This window comes from Aeribacillus sp. FSL K6-3256 (assembly GCF_037965805.1).
Taxonomy (GTDB): Bacteria; Bacillota; Bacilli; order Bacillales; family Aeribacillaceae; genus Aeribacillus; species Aeribacillus composti.
Map to the genome: position 1 here is coordinate 353319 of NZ_CP150188.1, position 21320 is coordinate 374638.

A 21320-nucleotide genomic window follows, 5' to 3' on the forward strand; every position below is an offset into this window, starting at 1 on the left:
GAAGAGAAATGAAAATTTTAGTGATCGAAGATAATGAAAGCGTCTGTTCGATGCTAAATATGTTTTTTATAAAGGAAGGGATTGAAGGGGAATTTGTCCATGATGGACTTGAAGGCTACCAATCCGCTAAGAGTGGCAATTGGGACTTGCTCATCATCGATTGGATGCTTCCCGGAATGGATGGAGTCACGCTTTGCAGAAAATTAAGAGAAGAAGAACACTCCGTTCCGATCATCATGCTGACCGCTAAAGACAGTGAATCCGATCAAGTGATCGGACTTGAAATGGGAGCCGATGATTATGTCACGAAACCGTTTAGCCCGATTGCACTAATGGCGAGAATAAAGGCAGTGGCGAGAAGATATAACAAGCAAGAACCTCGTCAAAAAAACATTGTGACAACCAAACACTTTAAAGTGGACAAAGATGCAAGAGAAGCGTATTTTAAAGGACAATCGATTAATAACCTAACTCCAAAAGAGTTTGACCTCCTTTATCATTTTCTCACACATCCGCGCCAAGTATTTACGAGAGAGCAGTTGCTGGAAAGTATATGGGGGTATCAATTTTACGGAGATGAAAGAACGGTTGATGTCCACATGAAAAGGCTGAGAAAGAAGCTCGGGCCTGAAGCGCAAAACTTCCTTCACACGGTTTGGGGGGTGGGATATAAATTCGACGAATCGGTGAAGCACGATGAAACTTAAATATATGTATCAGCTGCTTATTAGCCATATAGGAGTTTTAGTCATTGCATTCTTGATTTTGAGCTTTTCCTTTGCAAAATATGTTGAAAACTATGTTTATCAAAATAAAGTAGAAGAATTGATTGCCTACGGCCAAAACATTTTACATGATTATAGCCGCGATAATTGGGGCGGAAACCGGATTTTGGATCAATACCGGCAGGTGCTGAGGACACGAAATATTATGTTCAGTGTGTTTAATCAACAAGGCGAAATTTTTTATCCGGAAGCTGGCTTTTTCCCGCGGTTCACAATGTCAGAAAAAGAATGGGAGAGTTTGGAGGATGGCAAAATTGTCGTGGTCAAGCAAGATTTAAAACGGTTTGATCAGGCGGTATCCTTCGTTTCTTTGCCATTCATCGTGAACGGGGAGCTGATGGGAGGAGTTCTCCTAGTTTCGCCGATAAGCGGTTCAAGAGAGACCATCAGCGACATTAATCAGTTTTTATTTTATACAATTTTAATTTCGTTGACGGTTTCATTTTTGCTAAGCGGTCTTTTATCGAAGCTGCATGTTCGGAGAATTCAGAGGATTCGTGAAGCAACGTCAATGGTGTCATCTGGAAACTATGACGTCCAGGTGAATGCCTCCAAAATCGATGAAATTGGTGAGCTGGCAAGCGACTTTAATGAAATGGTAAAAAAGCTTAAAGCTTCTCAGGAGGAAATAAGCAGGCTTGAAAAAAGAAGGAGACAGTTTATTGCAGATGTTTCTCATGAGTTGAAAACTCCTCTTACAACGATCAGCGGTGTCATTGAAGGATTAAAAAGCGATATGATTCCTGAAGAAGAAAAAGAAAGAGGCATTCAATTAGTAAGCCAAGAGGCAAAAAGGCTGATTCGGCTAGTTAATGAAAATTTGGACTATGAAAAAATTCGGTCGAATCAAGTAAAGCTAAATATAGAACCTATACAGTTAATTGATGTGTTTGAAATTGTGAAGGAACAGCTTCTTTCACAAACGGAGGAGAAAAATAACATTATGATCATTGAAGCGGATGAAAATGAAATCATTTATGCTGATTATGATCGCCTCATTCAAATTTTGATCAATATTGTTAAAAATAGCATTCAGTTTACACAAAACGGAAAAATATTTTTGCGGGGGAAACCTGGATATAAGGAAACAATCATTGAAATCGAAGATACCGGGATCGGAATGGACGAAAAAGAAATTGAAAACATTTGGCAGAGATTTTACAAAGCAGATCTGTCAAGAACAAACAATAAATACGGGGAATTCGGGTTAGGACTCTCAATTGTGAAGCAGTTAGTGATCCTGCATCAAGGAGAAATCAACGTGACAAGTAAAAAAGGCAAAGGAACGAAATTTGAGATTAAACTGCCTGTCAAAAGCTAAAGAATCTTGTAGAAGGGATTGGATAATACATGGAGCTTGCATTTCATCGTTCGCCCAATAAATATATCGGGGGAGTATCGATCAAAGTGGAGGATCTTAAGAGATCTATTGCGTTTTACCACAATTTATTGGGTTTTAAAATATTAGAGCAAAAGGAAAATAAAGTCGTTTTTTCTGCTGATGGAAAGAAGCCGCTATTGATTGTCGAACAACCGGATAATGTCATAAGAAAACAAGTCCGGACGACAGGGTTATATCATTTTGCCATTTTATTGCCGGAAAGGAAAGATTTAGCTAATGCCCTTTATCATCTCATTCAAATGAACTATCCGCTGCAGGGTGCTTCCGATCATTTGGTCAGTGAAGCGGTCTATTTGGCAGACCCGGATGGAAACGGCATTGAAATTTATGCTGATCGAAAGTCGGCGAATTGGGAATGGAATCAAAATCAAGTTGTGATGGACACGATTCCGTTAGATATAAACGATTTATTTTCTGAAAGAGATCCAGAGGGCTGGCAAGGGATGCCTGAAGCAACCATTATTGGTCATGTTCATTTGCATGTTGCCTATTTAGATGAAGCAGAACAATTTTATTGTAAAGGCCTCGGTTTTCAAATGACATCAAAATATGGATCTCATGCATTATTTATTTCTAGCGGCAAATACCATCACCATATTGCGTTAAATACTTGGAATGGTATAGGGGCTCCAAAGCCTCCTGAGAATAGTGTCGGGCTTAAATGGTTCACAATCATTTTGCCGAATAAGGAAGAAAAAGATCAGGTGATCAAGAGATTAAAAGAAATAAATGCACGTATAACTGAAAAAGATGGAAAAATATACACGATCGATCCTTCCGGAAATCAAATTGAAATAACGACAGCTCATTAAAAATCGATCATGAACATGGACGCATTGGCGTCTTTTTTTTTGTGCAAATTTTTCTTGCATTAAGAATAAAAAAACGAAAAATGCAAATATTAACAAGAAATAAAAATGCTGGAGTTAAGCAAAAATGAAATTCAAAAAGATGCTTTTATTTGCTGTTGTTTTGTTGTTGTTATCCGGCTGCTGGAACCGAAGAGAATTAAACACGATTGCCATTCAAGTGGGTTTAGGGATCGATAAAGAAGGAGACCAGTATGTGGTGACCTCGCAAATAGTAAACCCTAGTCAAATTGCCATGTTGATGAGTAAAGGGGATAAAACTCCTGTTATGACTTATCAAGAGAAAGGTCACACCATCATTGAAGCTATACGGCGAATGACCACTGCTGTTCCAAGGAGAATTTACTCGTCTCATTTGCGGATTTTAGTAATCGGTGAGGAATTAGCAAAAGAGGGAATTGGGGAGGTGCTTGATCTTTTGTCACGCGATCATGAAATGAGAACAGATTTTTATATAACTGTTGCAAAGGATGCCAAGGCAGGGGATATTTTAAAAGTTTTAACAGCGTTAGAAGATATCCCGGCGAACCAGCTTTTTAATTCTCTTGAATTATCAGATAAGCAATGGGCGCCGACAATATCTGTAACTCTTGATCAATTGTTATCGGATTTAAGCAGCGAAGGGATCGAAGTGAAACTGACAGGAATATCAGTAGAAGGCAATCAGCAAGTCGGTGAAACGAAAGCCAATTATGAACAAATTGACCCTGAAGCAAAATTAAAATTTAAAGGAATCGCTTTGTTTCACCAAGACCGATTAATAGGCTGGCTGGATGAACAACAGAGCAGAGGACTTCATTATATTATCGGCAAAGTACATCGGACGATCGAAGAAATTTCATGCAAGAATGACGGAAAGATAAGCATTGACATTTTTTCTGCAAAAAGCCAGCTAAAAACAAAAATGCATAAAGGCAATCCCGTTGGTGAAGTTCATATAGAGGCTCAAGGAAATGTAGCGGATGTACAATGCAAGCATCTCACAATAACAAATACAAAAACGATAAGAAAGATAGAAAAAAAGACGGAAGAAGAAATAAAACAAGAAGTTGAAAAAGTTCTTTCGAATGTTCAGCAAGATTACCGAGTCGATGCTTTCGGTTTTGGAAAAGCGTTGTATCGGGACGATTATGAAAATTGGAAAAAAATAAAAAAACATTGGAAGGAAACGTTCACTGAACTTCCAATAAAAACTACTGTTGATGTCAAAATACGAAGAACAGGCACGATCAACAATCCTCCGCTTAACAAGCTGGAGGATTGAGAGCAGGGAAATGGAAGGAATTTTATATGGAAAAAGCAAAAATCGATGGGTTACAGATGTTTTCATTTATATTTTTGTTTCAATTTGGAAGTCTGATTGTCACAGGGCTAGGATTGGAAGTAAAGCAAAATAATTGGATCGCCGTGTTAGTTGTTTCCGGAATTAACATTCTCCTTATTTTAATGATTTACGGTCCAATTTATAATCGTTTTCCAAACCTAACCTTGACAGGAATATTTTTGGAAAACACAGGGAAAATTGTTGGTACAGTGCTTTCAATCATATATAATTTTTATTTTATCTTAATCGCCGGCTTTATATTGCGGGATACTGGGGATAACATCATTAAATATCTTTTGCCTGAAACGCCTCTTGAAGTGGTTTTATTGATGGGAGTTTTACTTATTTCTTATTCATGCTTTTTAGGAATTGAAGTGTTCGCAAGAGTTGCCCAGCTGCTTTTCTTTATCATGATCACTCTAGGGATAATGGGAAATTTTTTAGTGTTTGCCTCCGGAATTGTTGATCCGATACATCTTTTGCCAATTTTAGAAGATGGCTTATTTCCTTTAATCAAAGCGGTGTTTCCGTCTATCATTTCTTATAGCGAAATGGTTGTCTTTTTCATGATACTTCCATACTTAAACAAACCTCAGAACGGTGTGCGAATTGGAACGTTATCGGTTTTATTCAGCGGTTTGGCCGTCTCATGGACTTTTGCATTAACTATTGCAGTGCTTGGGGTGTACGGAACGGAATTAGCCGATCTCCCTTTGCTTAATACAGCCCAAAAAATCAATGTCGGCGACTTTTTTCAGAGAATGGATCCGATTGTCATTTTAACTTTATTTATCGGCCTTTTCGTAAAATTAAATATTTTTTTTTATGCAGGAGTTGTAGGAATGGCGGAGCTGTTTAAAAAACAAAAGCACCAGCCTTTTATACTGCCTGCAGCGATCATGATTTTTGTCATTGCAATTGTAAGTGTGGAAAATGAGATTGAAAAAAAAGAGCTTTTTAAGGAAAAGCTTCCATTGTTCATTGAGCTGCCGATTTTAATTATTATTCCTTGTATATTGCTGGTGATCATAGCCATTCGCGGCAAATGGCAAAAAAGAAAGCATCTACAACCTTATTCAAAAGGATCGATGAAGGATGAATGAATTTTTGGTAATAGGTGCATTATTATTAAGTCCCCTTCTGACATATGTGATCGTGTTATTAACTATTCGCCCTCTTATTAAAAAGGCTGTTTCATCATTTACAAAAATTCTCATGGGTGATCCCTATATGGAAAATGTATGGGAAATGGTCAGTGCCTTTACGCGGATAAGTCCAAGGATTGTCGTTGAGAACAGCTTGAGGGCTGCAGAAGGGAAAATTATTGACCGCCCGTTTGGTAGCCCGCGAAAATTTCTTAATTTTGACGGACTCGTCTTTTCACCCGCTCAACTTGCAATTTTTCCTGCAAAAGATGACGCAAAAGTGGAAATGAAAACGGTTATTGGTCCCTTGGCCAAAAAACCTCTCACAATTGATATGCCTGTTTTGCTTGGCGGGATGGCATACGGTCTTGGCGTAAGCGAACAAGTTCGAATTGCCCAAGCCTGGGGAACGGCCGTTGTCGGAACAGCCTGTAACATTGGTGAAGGGGGATTTTTGCAAGAGGAACGTGAACGGGCAAAGCATTTGATCGTTCAATACCACACTGCGAATTGGGGGAAAAATGCAGATGTATTAAAACAGGCAGATGCTGTGGAAATCCATATTGGACAAGGAGCTTCAGCTGCTGTCCCGGCAAGAATTTCACCTGAATTTTTGCAAGGAAAAGCCCGTGATATATTAGGTTTAAAACCGGATGAGACCGCAGTTATTCCAAGAAGATTCAATGAATGGAACAGTCCGAACGATTTAAGAAAGGTTGTAAAAGAATTAAAACAACTCACTGGAGGAGTCCCGATCGGAATCAAAATTTGTGCAAGCAACAGGCTTGAAGAAGATATTGAATACGGACTTTTGGCAGGTGTGGATTTTATTTCGATTGATGGCGGTCAGGCAGGTACAAAAGGATCGGCGCCGATCATACAAGATGATTTCGGATTGCCGACGATTTATGCATTGACTAGGGCTGTCCACTATATAACAAAAAGAGAAATGAAAGGAAAAGTGAGCTTATTGATTGGCGGCGGAATCAATACACCCGGGGATGCATTGAAGGCTTTGGCGCTTGGAGCAGACGCTGTTTATATAGGAACTGCTGCTTTATGGGCAATGACGCATACACAGGTCGTAAAAACAATACCATTTGAGCCACCGACGGTATTGGCCTTTTATAGCGGAAGAATGGCGGATCAATTTAATAAAGAGGAGGCAGCATATTATTTATCTAATTTTTTAACGTCATTTTCGGAAGAAATACAGGTCGCTGTCAAAGGTTTAGGGAAAACAAATGTTCATGATGTGAACAAAAGTGATCTTGTCGCACTTGATGAAACAACAAGTAAAATTACAAAAGTCCCTTTAGCATTTGACCCAAATGAGACCGCTCATATGACTGGAAGCAAAAATTGATTTCGACTATTTCTTGTTTAGTACGTGGCTAAATCTTAACGCATGTTCAATTTCATCAGTCATGGCTCTAAAGAAAGCATCTCGAATCATTGGATCTTGTGTAGATAAATAATTATCGCGGTATGTCTCATATGCTTCCAATTCTTGTTCATAAGCGATCCGCAGACCTTCTTGGAAATTTCGGAATCGAGTTATTTTTGTTTGATAAACCGGTTTTTTTCCTGTTAATGTTTGATAAAGCTGCGTGAATGTTCGTAAATGTATTTTTTCGTCTTCTAGCGCATGTTCAATTGCCTGTCTCTGTTCAGAAGTTTCCGCCGCCTTTGCCAATCTTGTGTAAAAATCAATAGCACTTGCTTCAGAAGAAATTCCGTTTAAGATAGCCTTCAGTATATTGTCAATGGAGCTGTTGTTTCTATTTTGTCTAATGAAGCTGTGGTCGTAAACTGGATAATAGTAGTTTACATAATGTGTATTAGCATACATGCAAATATCCCACCTTTCATTTTTCTTATGACAGTTTATTCAGATATAGAGAAAAAGTGATGAATTGGGTGAAATCGAGACGTGTCGGAAACAAATTTTTGTTAATAACTAAATTCTTATTGACTTAAAACGAAAGAGGTTATATAATCATTTTCAAAATTATTTACTAAATAAATTATTTTCAGATAAGAAAAGCAAAGAAAAGGAGCAGTAAAAGAGGTCGGTGGCGCATAGAGAGCTGACCCGCAGGCTGAAAGGTCAGTCGTTCACCACTCTTTGAAGGTCACCTTGGAGCTTTGTTTTAGAAATAGCGCAAGCTAAAGTATAAAGCAACGGTTCTTCCGTTATCAAGAAAAGTCATGTACGTGACTTGCTGAGTCTGTATTTCGCGAGGAATACAGAAAAGTTGAGTGGTACCGCGAAAAACTCGCCTCAACAATCCAATATTTCTTTTTGGATTGGGGCGAGTTTTTATTTTGATAATTTCATATGAAAAAGGTGAGGAAAAGGAGCAGTAGAAGAGAGCGATGACGTATTAGAGAGCTGACCCATAGGCTGAAAGGCCAGCCGTTATCTCTCTTTGAAGATCGCCTTGGAGCCTTGTTTTAGAAATGGCTTTTGGCCAAAGTATAAAACAACGGATCTTCCGTTACGAAGAAAGTCATCTATGTGTGACTTGCTGAGTCTGTATTCTGTGAGGAATACAGAGAAGCTGGGTGGTACCGCGAAGCATCTCGCCCCAGCAATCAACCGATGTTTTATGCGTTGGTGATTGCTGGGGCATGTTTTTTTAATTGGCTATTTCGCCATGCTGCCCGCTAAAAGAAAAGCCCGATTTAGCCAATCAAGCATTCAATAAAAATTGGCAACCAAATAGGTCTAGTCAGCAGCGCACAATAAAATTAAAATAATGAGAAAGGATGGATGAACATGAATCAAGTTATTGAATTTATTAAATCGGACCGGTTAAAAGAAAAGCCTGATCTTGAATCGTTAGGATTTGGAAAACATTTTACAGACCATATGTTTATATTGGATTATAATAAGGTGCAAGGGTGGCATTCCCCTCGTATAGTGCCGTTTGAACCGTTGGTGCTGTCCCCGTCAGCAATGGTATTTCATTACGGGCAAGCAATTTTTGAAGGGCTGAAAGCTTATAAAACGAATGACGGCCGCACATTGTTATTCAGACCGGATAAAAATATAGAGCGATTGAACCGCTCTTGCGAACGAATGTGTATCCCGCCCATTGACCCTGATCTAGTATTGGAAGCAATTGTGCGGCTTGTTGAAGTGGAAAGAGATTGGATTCCAAATAAAGAAGGTACTTCTTTATATATCAGACCGTTCATCATTGCAACGGAACCATATTTAGGAGTTAGACCAGCAAGCGAATACAAGTTTATGATTATCCTGTCGCCAGTTGGAGCTTACTATTCAGGCCGTCAGCTCGTTCCTGTAAAAATTTATGTTGAAGATGAATATGTACGCGCTGTACCGGGAGGAGTTGGTCATGTTAAAACTTCCGGAAACTATGCAGCTAGCTTATACGCCCAAAAAAAAGCGGAAGAATTAGGATACGATCAGGTGCTCTGGCTCGATGGAAAAGAAAATAAATATGTTGAAGAAGTTGGAAGTATGAACATTTTCTTTAAAATCAACGGTGAAGTGTACACGCCAAAATTAAACGGAAGCATTTTGAGCGGTATAACAAGAGACTCCGTTATCCAGCTAGTGAAAGATTGGGGAGTACCGGTGCATGAAGAACGCATTTCAATAGAAGATATCTTCAATGCCTACAAAAACGGGGAATTGGAAGAAGTTTTCGGAACAGGAACAGCAGCGGTAATTTCGCCGGTCGGAGAGCTGAAATGGAATGAGCATAAAATGCTATTGAATAATTCTGAAACAGGCGAGTTTTCTAAAAAGCTTTATGAAACGATCACGAACATTCAATACGGAAAAGCGGAAGACAAGTTCGGCTGGACGAAAGAGGTATAATTCAATTTTATATTGATTTCAAATAAAATATATTAAGGTGCCATCCATCTTTATTTGCTTTCGAATCAGAAATATTGGCAGTGACAAAAAATTGTTTTTAGGTAAGAATGGAACAGAAAATGGAGAGGAGATAGATGATTGATTAAAGCTGTTTTTTTTGACTTAGATGATACACTTCTTTGGGATGAAAAAAGCGTCAGCGACACATTCCAATATGTTTGCACCACAGCAGAAGAACAATACGGGGTTGATTCAAAACAGCTTGAGGAAGCGGTTCGTCAAGAAGCGAGAAAATTGTATGAATCTTATGAAACATATCCATTTACAAAAATGATTGGCATCAATCCGTTTGAAGGCCTTTGGGCAAATTTTAGCGAAATCGTGCACGAACAGTTTGGGAAGCTTAATCAATTGGCGCCTGTTTACAGAAAAGATGCTTGGACGAACGGTTTGAAGGCGGTCGGTATAGATGATGCTGAATTCGGGGAAAAGCTGGCTGAGCTTTTTCATGCAGAACGGCGCAAAAGACCGCTCGTATATGAAGATACATTTGAAGTATTAGAACGGCTGAAACAAAACTATCGTTTGCTTCTTTTAACAAACGGGGATCCAAGCCTGCAAAAAGAAAAGATTGCTAGTGTTTCTGCTCTCTCATCGTATTTTGAGCATATTGTCATTTCAGGTGAGTTCGGCAAAGGTAAGCCTGATCCGTCAATTTTTGAACACGCACTAAACTTAATGGGTGTTCAAAGCAATGAAGTGGTAATGGTTGGAGACAAACTGAGCACTGACATACTTGGGGCATCACGGACAAATATCCGGTCTGTTTGGATTAATCGAAAGCAGTTGGAGCTTAGCGGAGAAGTCACTCCAGACTATGAAATCAGCCAATTAAGAGATTTATTGACGGTTTTAGAGGATTTAAAAAAGGAATAGAAATATTTTGATAGGAAAAGAATTGAGGCTGGACTGGATGAAAATACATCCGAAGTCCAGTTTTTTTAGATTCGTGCTTTTTATGAAAGGGCTGTCCAGAAAATCAAATCGCCATTGAAAACAAAAAATCATAAACACCGATATATCAACGTTTCTAAAACATTCATGGGGGCGTCTATAAGCCGTAAAAACGACTTATTAGACACCCCCAGCGGCTTTTTCTTTATTTAAGATGCGAGCCTAAAAATTCTTTCACTTCCTCAGGTGTTTTTGCGTATGCGCTGTGCAGATGAGCGATTTTTTCGTTGTTTTTAAAAATTAAAATGCTTGGAATTCCCATTACTTGATATTTTTCAGCTAGGTCGGGGAATTGATCTTTATTGATCTCATACCATTCATATTGACCGTATTCTTCTAAAATGTCGCCGATAAACATGTCCATTCTTTTGCAATCAGGGCACCAATCGGCAAAAAACTTGATGATGGTTTCTTGATTGCTCTGAATCACTTGTTCAAACTGTTCTGCTGTCTCTATTGGCTTCATTGGATAACCCCTCCTTCCTTCGTATTTATTTTAATTCATGGTAAAGAAGAAGTGAATTTTTTTCTCCCGCAAATAAATTGTTCGGCAATGATAACAAAAACAACCTATATAATGATAAAATAAAACAGATGATTTTTTTCAAAACGGGAGGAAAAAATAAATGGCAATCAAACTGGCGCTTGTATATGGGGGCAAATCTGCCGAGCATCAAGTATCATTACAAACAGCTCGGGCAGTAATAAACGCTCTCGATAAAAATAAATTTGACATATATCCAATTTACATTACGGAGCAAGGGCAATGGGTAAAAGGAAAGCAATTGAACGGTCCAGTTGAAAGAGTAGAAGACTTGAAGTTTCTAGCGGGAAATTCCGAAGCTGGAGAAAAAGGTGAACATTTGCCGGTACCTTTCAGTCAAGAGCTATTTAACGCTCCAGGAAGCGCTGATCCAGTCCATGTCGTATTTCCGCTATTGCATGGACCGAATGGTGAAGATGGAACGATACAAGGAATGCTGGAATTGCTGAATATACCTTATGTTGGGAATGGAGTTTTGGCTTCAGCAGCAGGAATGGATAAAATCATTATGAAAAATTTATTTGCCCAAGCAGGACTTGCTCAGGCAAAGTACGTTTGGTTTACGAACAAAGACTGGGAAAAAGATAAAGAGAAGGTTTTTCAAAAAGTCGAGGAGCAGCTCGGATATCCTTGCTTTGTAAAGCCAGCCAACCTCGGCTCAAGCGTAGGTATCAGCAAGGCAAAAGATCGGCAATCGCTCATTCAATCTATTGAAGAAGCGTTTCTGTATGATCGGAAGCTGATTATTGAAGAAAGTATTGATGGAAGGGAAGTTGAAATCGGAGTAATTGGAAATGACGAACCGATCTGTTCTGTTGTTGGGGAAATTGCTCCGAAAAAAGAGTTTTACGATTATAAAGCGAAATATGAAGACGGAGATACGGAGCTCATTATTCCAGCTGACATAACGGAAGAGCAATATGAACAAATCAAGAAAATGGCGCTGAAAGCATTTAAAGCTATCGATGGTTCTGGACTTGTTCGGGCAGACTTTTTCTTGAGAAAAGACGGGACACCGTTGATCAATGAAGTGAACACAATGCCTGGATTTACGCCGTTTAGCATGTTCCCTCTTTTATGGAAGCACAGCGGCATCGATTATCCGGCGTTGATTGAAAAATTGGTTCAGCTTGGAATCGAGCGATATGAACTAAAACAGAGAATCAAGTATACTATTTAAAGATCGTTCTTAGGGCGGCTGTGTAAAGCCGCCTTTTGAAAGGAGAACAAAATAGCATGATAAAACGGCAATTATCAGCAATTAAGCAGATGGCAAACAACGCAGAATTAAAAGAGGAATTTGAGAAGATTACCATCGAAGGAGTAACGACTGATTCGCGGAATGTCCGTAAAGGAAACTTATTTGTACCCATTATTGGCGAAAAGTTTAATGGACATGACTTTGTCGAGAAAGCGTTCGAAAATGGTGCTCATGCCTCCTTATGGTCTAGATCAGTCCCGAATCCACCGCAAGACAAACCATTGATCATTGTCGACGACACCTTGGCAGCATTGCAGCAGATTGCTTCTCACTATTTGTTGGCAGTAAACCCAAAAGTAGTAGGGATTACAGGCTCTAATGGCAAAACAACGACAAAAGATATGATCGCATCGGTTGTGGGCACTCGGTATCGCGTGCATAAAACGAAAGGGAATTTCAATAACCATATCGGTCTGCCTTTAACAATATTAGATATGCCTGAAGATACAGAGGTGGCCGTATTAGAAATGGGCATGAACGCTAAGGGAGAAATTGAATTATTATCATCAATTGCACGTCCTGATATAGCCGTCATTACCAATATCGGCGATGCTCATTTACAAGATTTAGGCTCTCGTGAAGGGATTGCGGAAGCAAAGCTTGAAATTATAAAGGGTTTAAAAGAGAATGGAACGCTCATTTATCATGGTGATGAGCCTTTGTTAAAAAAAGATTATTCATGTCAAACCGTAACGTTTGGAGAAAAGAAAAACAATAATCTTTTTCCGACATCAATGGAGCTGTTGGGTGAAGGAACACGGTTTCGCGCCAATATAGCTGAACAGCCTTTTTTTATCCCTGTTTTAGGCCGTCACAATGTTTTAAACGCATTGGCAGCGATCGCTGTTGGAGAACTCCTAAAGATCGGACTGAATCGTATTGAAAAAGGGCTTCGCGATTTGAAAATAACAAACATGAGACTTGAATTGATTCAAACGAAGAACGGTCTGTCCATCATAAATGATGCATATAACGCGAATCCTACAGCGATGAAAGCAGCCATTGATCTAGTCCATGGTCTAAAAGGATATTCGCAAAAAATTCTTGTCTTAGGGGATATGCTGGAGCTTGGCGAAAGAGAAGTTGAACTTCATCAAGAAGTAGGAATGATGCTGTCTGATCAAGAAATTGATCACCTCTTTACATTTGGAAAACTCGGAAAAGAAATTGCCGTTGGTGCAAAGAAAGTTATAGATGAAAGAAAAATTCATGTGTTTTTTGACAAAGATGAACTAATTCATGAATTAAAGAAAGCTGCAGGCTCAAAAGATCTTGTGTTAGTGAAAGCGTCCAGAGGAATGAAGCTGGAAGATGTTGTTCATGCATTAATGGAAGAATAAAATAAAACATCATTTTGCTTGTGCTTTTGTTTTTATGCTTTTTTAGCTATAGTGCGGTAAGTTGAAATAGATTGATGGAAATGGTATGATAACACCTGCGGTGAATGGATAAAAATCCCTATGCGTACTTTCCAGCAAAAATCGGAGTTTACACTGATTCTCACGACTATGATAAGCTTACAGTTTCTAGAAAATACGCACAAGAGCCTTTTTATCCAGCAGCGCTTAATAAAAGTCTTAAAGGAGTTTGGAAAAATTGACAAATTTGTTTCACCAGTTCGGGTTGAGTCCGGAGCTGTTAAAATCAATAAAAAGAATGGGCTTTGAAGAAGCGACTCCCATTCAAATGCAGGCGATCCCTTTAGGCTTGAACAATAAAGACATCATTGGACAAGCGCAAACAGGGACAGGAAAAACAGCAGCTTTTGGCATCCCTTTAGTAGAAAAAATTAATGTTCATGATTCAGCTGTTCAAGCGATTGTGATAGCCCCAACACGGGAACTTGCTATACAAGTATCAGAAGAGTTATATAAAATCGGCTATGATAAACGGACAAGAGTATTGCCGATTTACGGAGGCCAGGACATTTCCAGGCAGATTCGGGCTTTGAAGAAGCCTCCCCACATCATTGTTGGAACACCTGGAAGGTTATTGGATCACATACGGCGCAATACGCTGCGGCTTGATTCTGTGCACACTGTCGTTTTAGATGAAGCGGATGAAATGCTCAACATGGGGTTTATTGATGATATTGAGCACATTCTTTCAAATATTCCTAGGGAGCGTCAAACCCTTCTATTTTCGGCAACAATGCCTGGTCCAATTAAATCAATTGCAGAACGTTTTATGAAAAATCCGACTCATGTCCGTGTAAAAGCGAAAGAAGTAACGGTTCCAAATGTGCAGCAATATTATTTAGAAGTGCCTGAAAAACAAAAATTTGACGTTTTGACAAGACTTCTTGATCTGCAATCACCGGAGCTTGCGATTGTGTTTGGCAGGACAAAGCGCCGAGTGGACGAACTTTCTGAAGCATTAAATGTCCGCGGCTATTCAGCAGAAGGAATTCATGGCGATTTAAGCCAAGCGAAACGCTTATCTGTTTTGAACAAATTTAAAAATGGAGCCATTGATGTACTTGTTGCAACAGACGTAGCAGCCAGAGGGCTTGATATATCTGGTATCACCCATATATATAATTTTGATGTACCTCAAGACCCTGAAAGCTATGTGCATAGAATTGGAAGAACAGGACGGGCTGGGAAGTCAGGAAAAGCGATGACGTTTATAACCGCAAGGGAACGCGGTATTTTGGAAACCATTGAGCATACAACAAAAAGAAAAATGGATCGAATGCGTCCTCCTACTTTAGATGAAGCACTAGTAGGAAAACAAAAAATGACGGTCGAAAAAATTTGCTCTGTAGTGGAAACTGAAAATTTAGATCAGTATAAAAATTTTGCTGCGGAGCTATTGGAAAAATATGATTCCGTCCCATTGCTTGCAGCAGCTATTAAAATGTTAACGAAGGAGCCGGATACGACACCTGTAAAATTGACGGAAGAACCTCCTCTCCCTATGAAGAAAGAAAAAAGCAGAAATAAACGAAAGCTTGATTTAAAAAACAAACGGGTTGGACGGAAACGCTCCTTTCATTCAGCAAGATCGACAAAAGGATCGGCTAGCCCAAAATAATTGGAATGAAAAAGAATAATCAGACATGGAAAAAGAGGCATTCCAAAACTTGGAGCTGCCTCCTTTTTATATATTTGAAACTTTTTGCCTAAATGAAACGTAATTTTTTACAGAAGGAGACAAGGGAGGGAAAAACTTGCGGCGCGAACCACAAAATCGCATTAGTCCTAAAGCTGTTACTGTATGGAAGATCACTGCGGCTATTTGGAGCATTGTTGAGTTGCTGGTGATCATAGGCATATCTTTATTGATATTTTTTTTCAACTGGCCGAAATGGATTATTCCTATATTGGCAATTATTTGGTTGGTGTCTTCTATTTGTTCCATTTTCATTTTTCCAAATATTCGGTTGAAAATATGGCGATATGAAGTTCATGAGAATGAACTGGATTTGCAGCATGGATTGTTTACAGTTACCCGTGTGCTTGTTCCAATGGTGAGAGTTCAGCATGTAGATACCTCACAAGGACCGATTTTAAGAAAATATAACTTGGCGACTGTAACTATTTCCACTGCAGCAACGGTTCACGAGATTCCTGCCCTGGAAATGGAAGAAGCGGATCAGCTTCGCGATTATATCTCGAAATTGGCACGGGAGGCGAAGGATGATGTATGATCAGAAAAGATTGCATCCCGTAGCTGTTTTAGTGAAAATTGCGAAGGCGATTAAAGAAATTATAGTAACGAATATTTTCTTGTTTGTCACAAACATAGGAAACATCCGGTCGTTTTTATTGATCGGAACGATTCTAGCACTTGTACTCACGATCATTTCCAGTGTGTTAAATTGGTTGAAATTTACTTATCGCATTGAAGAAAATGAATTTCGTGTTGAGCAGGGCGTTTTTTTAAAAAAAAATCGATATATACCGATTGAAAGAATTCAATCCATCAATGTAACCGCCGGTTTCATCCAGCGCCTCTTCGGTGTAGTGAAGCTTGAAATCGAAACAGCGGGCGGCATGGGCGAAGCAGAGGTTGAACTTAGCGCCATACGGAAAGAAGAGGCAGAACAGATTCGGACAATCATCAAGGAGCAAAAAAGACAAATAGCACAAGGAGAAGCAGAGCAAGACAAACTGGAAGAAGGAAGGGTTCTTTACAAAATAAGCTTTAACGAACTGCTTATTACTGCAGCAACTTCAAGCGGCTTAGGGGTTGCTCTGTCAATCGTAGCCTTTTTAAGCCAATTTGATGAAATTATTCCGTACGAAAAAATATTTGACAAGCTGGAATGGATTGTCCATGCAAGTGTGACGATGATTGTCATCTTATGTTTGATTGGTTTGATCATTGCGTGGATTATAAGCTTTATCGGGGTTTTACTCCAGTACGGAGATTTTACAGTTCGAGAAGAAGCCGGACAGATTATTATTTCAAGTGGCATTTTTGAAAAAAAACAGATTTCTATACCAATAGATCGTATTCAAGCAATTAAAGTAACAGAAAATTGGCTGCGCCAGCCTTTTGGATATGCAACTGTACATATTGAATCGGCGGGAGGCGGAAGTGACAAGGATGTCGAGACCATTTTGTTTCCGTTAATTCGGAAGAAACAAGTTAAAGAAAAGGTTGAAAGCTTTTTTCATTTGACGATAAACGAGACACTGCACCCGGTTCCGCGGCGTGCGCTGTCCAGATTTTTGCTCCGTATGCTGATTGTATCACTTCTCATAGCCATCCCTTTATGCTTGTTTTTTAAACCATGGGGCTACTTATCACTTATTCTTATTCCTTTTGCACTGGTGCTCGGATTTTTTCAATATAAAGATACAGGTTGGTATTTAAATGGAAAAGAATTGACGCTGTCTTTCCGCGTGTTGAATAAGACAACCGTCTTTTTCGAAAAAAAGCGGATTCAATCATTGGAATTGAAACAATCCTATTTTCAGAGACAAAAAGATCTGACTTCTGTTCAGTGCAGTATTATTTCCAAGTCTACTGGAAGCTTTTTTGCTGTTAAAAACCTCGAGGAAAAGGACGGAATGGAAATTTATAAATGGTTTTCAAGAAGAAGTGAAGGACAAGTTTAGAAGCTCCCATCTCTCATGTGGATGGGAGTGATTTAAATTTTTACAACACATATAAAATAGCCGCAAGTATAAAAACGAAAACAAAAATCCATATCGACCATTTTTTGAAAAATAATTTCATTCCTTCCTGCCGAACCGGTTGATGATAATACGTATAATGAATGAAGCTTGGTTTTTTGCGGACAAACACTTTACCTAGCAAAAATCCAGCCAGAAGTCCTGTTACATGTGCAACTACATTGACATGGGCATCAATAAAGGACAGTACGAGAGCTATGGCTGTAACCGTTAAGATCATTTGAGAGTTTTTTTGATCCATATATTCCTTTCGGAAAAAACAGATGAACATGTACGTGCCCAAAATGCCAAAAATCGCCCCTGAAGCTCCTGCATGAGAATAATCCATTGGCATGATCAAATAGGTTACAATGTTGGCTATAATGCCTGATGCACTGTAAATGACCAGAAAATAAATTGACTTTACCATTCGTTCCAGCGGCGGGGCAAAAATAATAAGTGTGATTGTATTAAACAAAAGATGGGAAAAGCTAGTATGCAAAAAAATTGGTGTAATGAGCCGCCACCATTCCCCTGAATGAACCCCTGCATTGTATCCGGTTAAAAAAGAAAATAGAAGCGTAAATATTGGGAAAGAAAGTTTCATCATAATCCATAACACAACATGTATGCAGCTTATGATCGTGACAGCAGGATAAAGGCGAATAAAAGTGTGAAGGCTTTCTGTTCTGCGAAACATGTGAATTCTCCTTTTCAACAGGACAAGTATTCTATAATCATTTGTATGATTTTCAATTTATAAATAGTACAGTAGAAAATTAAAGGGATGTGATGGTGTGATCGTTGGGATTGGACTTGATATCGTTGAAATGGACAGGATGAAAGATATTATGGAGCGGAGATCCAACATTATTGACAGAATCTTAACGTTTCGTGAAAAGGAAATCTTTAACAAATTGCGGGATTCAAGACAATTGGAGTTTTTGGCAGGCAGATTTGCCGCTAAAGAAGCATTTAGCAAAGCATTAGGGACAGGAATCGGAAAGACAGTGGGCTTTTTAGATATTGAAATTTTACATGATGAAAAAGGGAAACCGATCATTGTGCAAAATATTACATCAGACCGGGTGTTTGTGACAATCACTCATTCAAAAAATTTTGCTGCTGCACAAGTAATCATTGAAAGCCTGTCAAGCTAGTCTGCATATTTGCTGACCTTGCCTCATATAGTTGTAATGCGGTAGGGGAGACAAGTCAGAAATTGTTCACTGACTCTTCAAAACTTCCTAGTGACGCTAATTGAGGCAAAGGGGTTGAAAAATTTGACGAGAGGCGTAAAGCTCGTGATTGTCTGTTTGCTTTTTGTGGGATTAATATCTGCATGTGGCGTAAAATCAAAAGAAGACGTTTCAAGTGCATTGAACAAAAAAATTGAAGAATTAAAAGGCTATAAGGTGAACGCCAAAATGACGATCAAAACAGCGGAAGAGCCGCATGTGTATGAAGTGGAAATTTGGCACAAAAAGCCCCATTATTATCGAGTGCTATTAAAAAATGATGACAGGGATCAAAGCCAGATTATTTTAAGAAATGATGATGGGGTATTTGTTCTGACTCCTGCTTTGAACAAAAGCTTCCGTTTCCAAAGCAATTGGCCGCAAAATTCGAGTCAAGCTTACCTGTATGAATCGCTTGTCCAAGATATATTGAAGGATAAAGAAGCGAAATTCGAAGTCGGGGAAAAGAACTATGTATTTGAAACAAAAACCAATTATCAAAACAATCAAATGCTCCCATACCAAAAAATTGCATTTCATAAGAAAAATTTGACACCTTCATATGTGAAAGTGATGGATGTTGATCGGAATGCGCTTGTTTCTGTTGAATTTTCCAATTTTGAATCGAATCCAAAATTTGATAAAAATGCCTTTGAAATAGAAAAAACGATGTCCAATGCCCAAGTGGATATTCCTGTTTTGGCTCAATCAGCGAACAAACAATTTGCTGTTCTTTATCCGCTTAAGGAAGACTTGCCGGAAGGTGTCGATCTCGTCCAAGAAAAAGAGCTGAATACAGATAGCGGAAAACGAGTAGTATTAACTTACGGAGGCGAAAAATCATTTACTCTTATTGAGGAGCTTGCGGAAGTTTCACCAGTTACCTCTTCAGAATTTGTCAGCGGAGAGCTGGTCGACTTAGGGTTTGCAGTTGGAGCGCTGACCGACAATTCTTTAACATGGACATATAATGGTGTGGATTATATGCTCGCTTCAAACGAACTGACGCAAGAAGAAATGATTGCAGTTGCTCGTTCTGTACAAAGCCAATCAGGGAAGTAGTAAAATTGAGCGGCAAAAGAAACGATCTTCTGCCGCCTTTTTTATGTACTATTGTTTAAAAAGAAACAGTGATATAAAATAAACAAAACGATATCGTTGGAGATGAAATTAAGATGCAGAACTATTTCCGAGATACATGGGCAGAAATTAATTTAGATCATATTGAAACGAACATTCATGGATTAAAGGAACATTTGCCGAATGAAACTGAAATTATTGCTGTTGTGAAAGCTAATGCTTATGGTCATGGAGATGTGGAAGTTGCCCAAGCAGCATTGTCAGCAGGTGCTGCTAAATTAGCAGTCGCTTTTCTAGATGAAGCATTGAAATTGAGACAAGCAGGAATAAAGGCCCCTATCCTCGTTTTAGGAGCGGTAAGACCAGAAGATGTTACAGTTGCAGGAGAAAATGGGATAAGTGTGACTGCCTATTCAGCTGAATGGCTGGAAAGTGCGGGAAAATATTTAGGGAAAACATCAGTCAACATCCACTTGAAATTAGACACAGGTATGGGACGGATCGGAATAAGAGATAAAAAAGAACTCGAACAAGCCATTTCGCTCATAAAGGGACAGCAGTTATTTCGATTAGAAGGTATATTCACTCATTTTGCCACAGCAGACGAACACGATACAGCATATTTTGAACAGCAATATGAACGTTTCCTGGAATTATTGCAAATCGTGGATACAGACGGTTTGATTATTCATTGTGCAAACAGTGCTGCGACTCTTCGCTTTCCAACAAAAACTTTTAATGCGGTTCGCTTTGGCATTTCCATGTATGGTTTGGCGCCATCGGAATTTATCAAAAGCACGCTGCCTTTTCCGTTATATGAAGCCTTTTCTTTACACTCAAAGATTGTTCATATTAAAAAAATAAAAAAAGGGGAAAAAGTAAGTTACGGAGCAACATACGCAGCGAAAGAGGAGGAATGGATTGGTACGGTTCCAATCGGTTATGCTGATGGATGGATTCGAAAATTGACTGGTTCGGAAGTTCTTGTCGATGGAAGGCGCGTTCCTATTATCGGGCGCATTTGCATGGATCAACTGATGATTAAGCTTCCGGAAAAAAAACCTGTCGGGACAAAAGTGACACTTATCGGTTCACAAGGCAATGACATGATTTCAGTTGATGAAGTGGCCAAACGGCTGGAAACGATTAATTATGAAATTCCATGCATGATCAATTGGCGGGTTCCTCGGATTTATATAAGAAATGGAGGCAAAACAAACGTAAGAAATCCTCTGCTTACTGAAAAATGAAGAAACTTGAATAAAATATTCATCTCAATGCCGATAATATTGAAGAAATTATTTGAAAAATGGCTTTGCTTCAACGAATATAAATGTTAATATTAATATTGGAATAAAATGATTTCGGCTTTGTAGGAACGGTGGAGGTGTATTTTGGTGTCTGAATCCAGCTCAACAACGGAAATTATTGTTCGATTGCCACAAGCACTTGTTTCTGAATTAGATGGAATCGTGAAACAGGAAAACGGAAACAGAAGTGAATTTATTTATCAAGCAATGAAAATGTATTTGAGAGAGCGTAAAAAACGCCAAATTCGCGAGTCAATGAGACGCGGTTATATGGAAATGGCGAAGATCAATCTAAATATTGCATCGGAGGCTTTTCTGGCAGAGTATGAGGCTGAACACACCGTTGAACGCTTAGTTAGCGGGGGGTAA

At 39.0% G+C, this 21320-nt stretch carries 20 protein-coding genes and 2 other annotated features; of the genes, 17 read left to right on the forward strand and 3 right to left on the reverse strand.

Going from position 1 to position 21320, the window contains the following annotated elements:
• The first annotated feature begins 8 nt into the window (after positions 1-8).
• The 6 genes from NSQ84_RS01785 to NSQ84_RS01810 all read left to right on the forward strand — a co-directional run bounded on the left by NSQ84_RS01785 (position 9) and on the right by NSQ84_RS01810 (position 6891).
• Complete coding sequence (locus NSQ84_RS01785) at positions 9-707, forward strand: response regulator transcription factor (RefSeq protein WP_063388212.1); 699 nt, start codon at positions 9-11, stop codon at positions 705-707.
• Positions 697-2106, forward strand: coding sequence for a HAMP domain-containing sensor histidine kinase (locus NSQ84_RS01790; protein WP_339212185.1), 1410 nt, complete (start codon positions 697-699; stop codon positions 2104-2106). Before NSQ84_RS01785 ends, NSQ84_RS01790 begins: the two co-directional genes overlap by 11 nt.
• Before the next feature lie 29 nt (positions 2107-2135).
• The gene (locus NSQ84_RS01795) at positions 2136-2999 is read left to right on the forward strand and encodes a VOC family protein (protein ID WP_063388214.1); all 864 of its coding nucleotides are present in this window, start codon (positions 2136-2138) and stop codon (positions 2997-2999) included.
• Positions 3000-3123: 124 nt separating this feature from the next.
• Positions 3124-4320 carry a Ger(x)C family spore germination protein gene (locus tag NSQ84_RS01800; RefSeq protein WP_339212186.1) on the forward strand — a complete coding sequence of 399 codons (1197 nt, stop codon included), beginning with the start codon at positions 3124-3126 and terminating at the stop codon, positions 4318-4320.
• 26 nt (positions 4321-4346) lie between these two features.
• A complete protein-coding gene (locus NSQ84_RS01805) occupies positions 4347-5483 on the forward strand; it encodes a GerAB/ArcD/ProY family transporter (protein WP_339212187.1) in 1137 nt (378 codons plus the stop codon).
• Positions 5476-6891, forward strand: coding sequence for an FMN-binding glutamate synthase family protein (locus NSQ84_RS01810; RefSeq protein WP_339212188.1), 1416 nt, complete (start codon positions 5476-5478; stop codon positions 6889-6891). The genes NSQ84_RS01805 and NSQ84_RS01810 overlap by 8 nt, the downstream gene beginning before the upstream one ends.
• 6 nt (positions 6892-6897) lie before the next feature.
• On the opposite strand, the gene NSQ84_RS01815 is transcribed toward NSQ84_RS01810, so the two are convergent.
• Positions 6898-7377, reverse strand: a complete 480-nt coding sequence (locus tag NSQ84_RS01815; RefSeq protein WP_066247086.1) for a ferritin-like domain-containing protein — start codon at positions 7375-7377, stop codon at positions 6898-6900.
• A gap of 188 nt (positions 7378-7565) precedes the next feature.
• Positions 7566-7815 (forward strand) — a binding site (T-box leader).
• 54 nt (positions 7816-7869) lie between these two features.
• Positions 7870-8122: a binding site (T-box leader), on the forward strand.
• A 185-nt stretch (positions 8123-8307) separates the two neighbouring features.
• On the opposite strand from NSQ84_RS01815, the gene NSQ84_RS01820 reads away from it, so the two are divergent.
• Complete coding sequence (locus NSQ84_RS01820) at positions 8308-9378, forward strand: branched-chain amino acid aminotransferase (protein WP_063388219.1); 1071 nt, start codon at positions 8308-8310, stop codon at positions 9376-9378.
• Between the two features lie 141 nt (positions 9379-9519).
• Positions 9520-10314, forward strand: a complete 795-nt coding sequence (locus tag NSQ84_RS01825; RefSeq protein ID WP_327873207.1) for an HAD-IA family hydrolase — start codon at positions 9520-9522, stop codon at positions 10312-10314.
• A 223-nt stretch (positions 10315-10537) separates the two neighbouring features.
• Here NSQ84_RS01825 and NSQ84_RS01830 read toward each other — a convergent pair whose 3' ends face one another.
• Positions 10538-10858, reverse strand: coding sequence for a thioredoxin family protein (locus NSQ84_RS01830; RefSeq protein ID WP_063388220.1), 321 nt, complete (start codon positions 10856-10858; stop codon positions 10538-10540).
• Between the two features lie 160 nt (positions 10859-11018).
• On the opposite strand from NSQ84_RS01830, the gene NSQ84_RS01835 reads away from it, so the two are divergent.
• From NSQ84_RS01835 to NSQ84_RS01855, 5 genes are all read left to right on the forward strand, one after another.
• A complete protein-coding gene (locus tag NSQ84_RS01835; protein ID WP_066247084.1) occupies positions 11019-12116 on the forward strand; it encodes a D-alanine--D-alanine ligase in 1098 nt (365 codons plus the stop codon).
• Positions 12117-12172: 56 nt separating this feature from the next.
• On the forward strand, positions 12173-13537 hold the full coding sequence (murF, locus tag NSQ84_RS01840) for a UDP-N-acetylmuramoyl-tripeptide--D-alanyl-D-alanine ligase (RefSeq protein ID WP_327873187.1): 1365 nt from the start codon (positions 12173-12175) through the stop codon (positions 13535-13537).
• 316 nt (positions 13538-13853) lie between these two features.
• Positions 13854-15233: a DEAD/DEAH box helicase gene (locus NSQ84_RS01845; protein ID WP_063388241.1), complete on the forward strand. Its 1380-nt coding sequence runs from the start codon at positions 13854-13856 to the stop codon at positions 15231-15233.
• Between the two features lie 136 nt (positions 15234-15369).
• The gene (locus NSQ84_RS01850) at positions 15370-15849 is read left to right on the forward strand and encodes a PH domain-containing protein (RefSeq protein WP_063388223.1); all 480 of its coding nucleotides are present in this window, start codon (positions 15370-15372) and stop codon (positions 15847-15849) included.
• Positions 15839-17266, forward strand: a complete 1428-nt coding sequence (locus NSQ84_RS01855) for a PH domain-containing protein (RefSeq protein ID WP_327873186.1) — start codon at positions 15839-15841, stop codon at positions 17264-17266. The genes NSQ84_RS01850 and NSQ84_RS01855 overlap by 11 nt, the downstream gene beginning before the upstream one ends.
• Positions 17267-17306: 40 nt before the next feature.
• On the opposite strand, the gene NSQ84_RS01860 is transcribed toward NSQ84_RS01855, so the two are convergent.
• A complete protein-coding gene (locus NSQ84_RS01860) occupies positions 17307-18023 on the reverse strand; it encodes a rhomboid family intramembrane serine protease (RefSeq protein WP_327873185.1) in 717 nt (238 codons plus the stop codon).
• Between the two features lie 97 nt (positions 18024-18120).
• Here NSQ84_RS01860 and acpS point away from each other — a divergent pair, with 97 nt between their 5' ends.
• From acpS to NSQ84_RS01880, 4 genes are all read left to right on the forward strand, one after another.
• Positions 18121-18483, forward strand: coding sequence for a holo-ACP synthase (acpS, locus tag NSQ84_RS01865; RefSeq protein WP_327873184.1), 363 nt, complete (start codon positions 18121-18123; stop codon positions 18481-18483).
• 123 nt (positions 18484-18606) lie between these two features.
• Positions 18607-19623 carry an outer membrane lipoprotein carrier protein LolA gene (locus NSQ84_RS01870; protein ID WP_165381955.1) on the forward strand — a complete coding sequence of 339 codons (1017 nt, stop codon included), beginning with the start codon at positions 18607-18609 and terminating at the stop codon, positions 19621-19623.
• A 113-nt stretch (positions 19624-19736) separates the two neighbouring features.
• Positions 19737-20891 carry an alanine racemase gene (gene alr / locus NSQ84_RS01875; protein WP_327873183.1) on the forward strand — a complete coding sequence of 385 codons (1155 nt, stop codon included), beginning with the start codon at positions 19737-19739 and terminating at the stop codon, positions 20889-20891.
• A 147-nt stretch (positions 20892-21038) separates the two neighbouring features.
• Positions 21039-21320 carry a hypothetical protein gene (locus NSQ84_RS01880; protein ID WP_063388229.1) on the forward strand — a complete coding sequence of 94 codons (282 nt, stop codon included), beginning with the start codon at positions 21039-21041 and terminating at the stop codon, positions 21318-21320.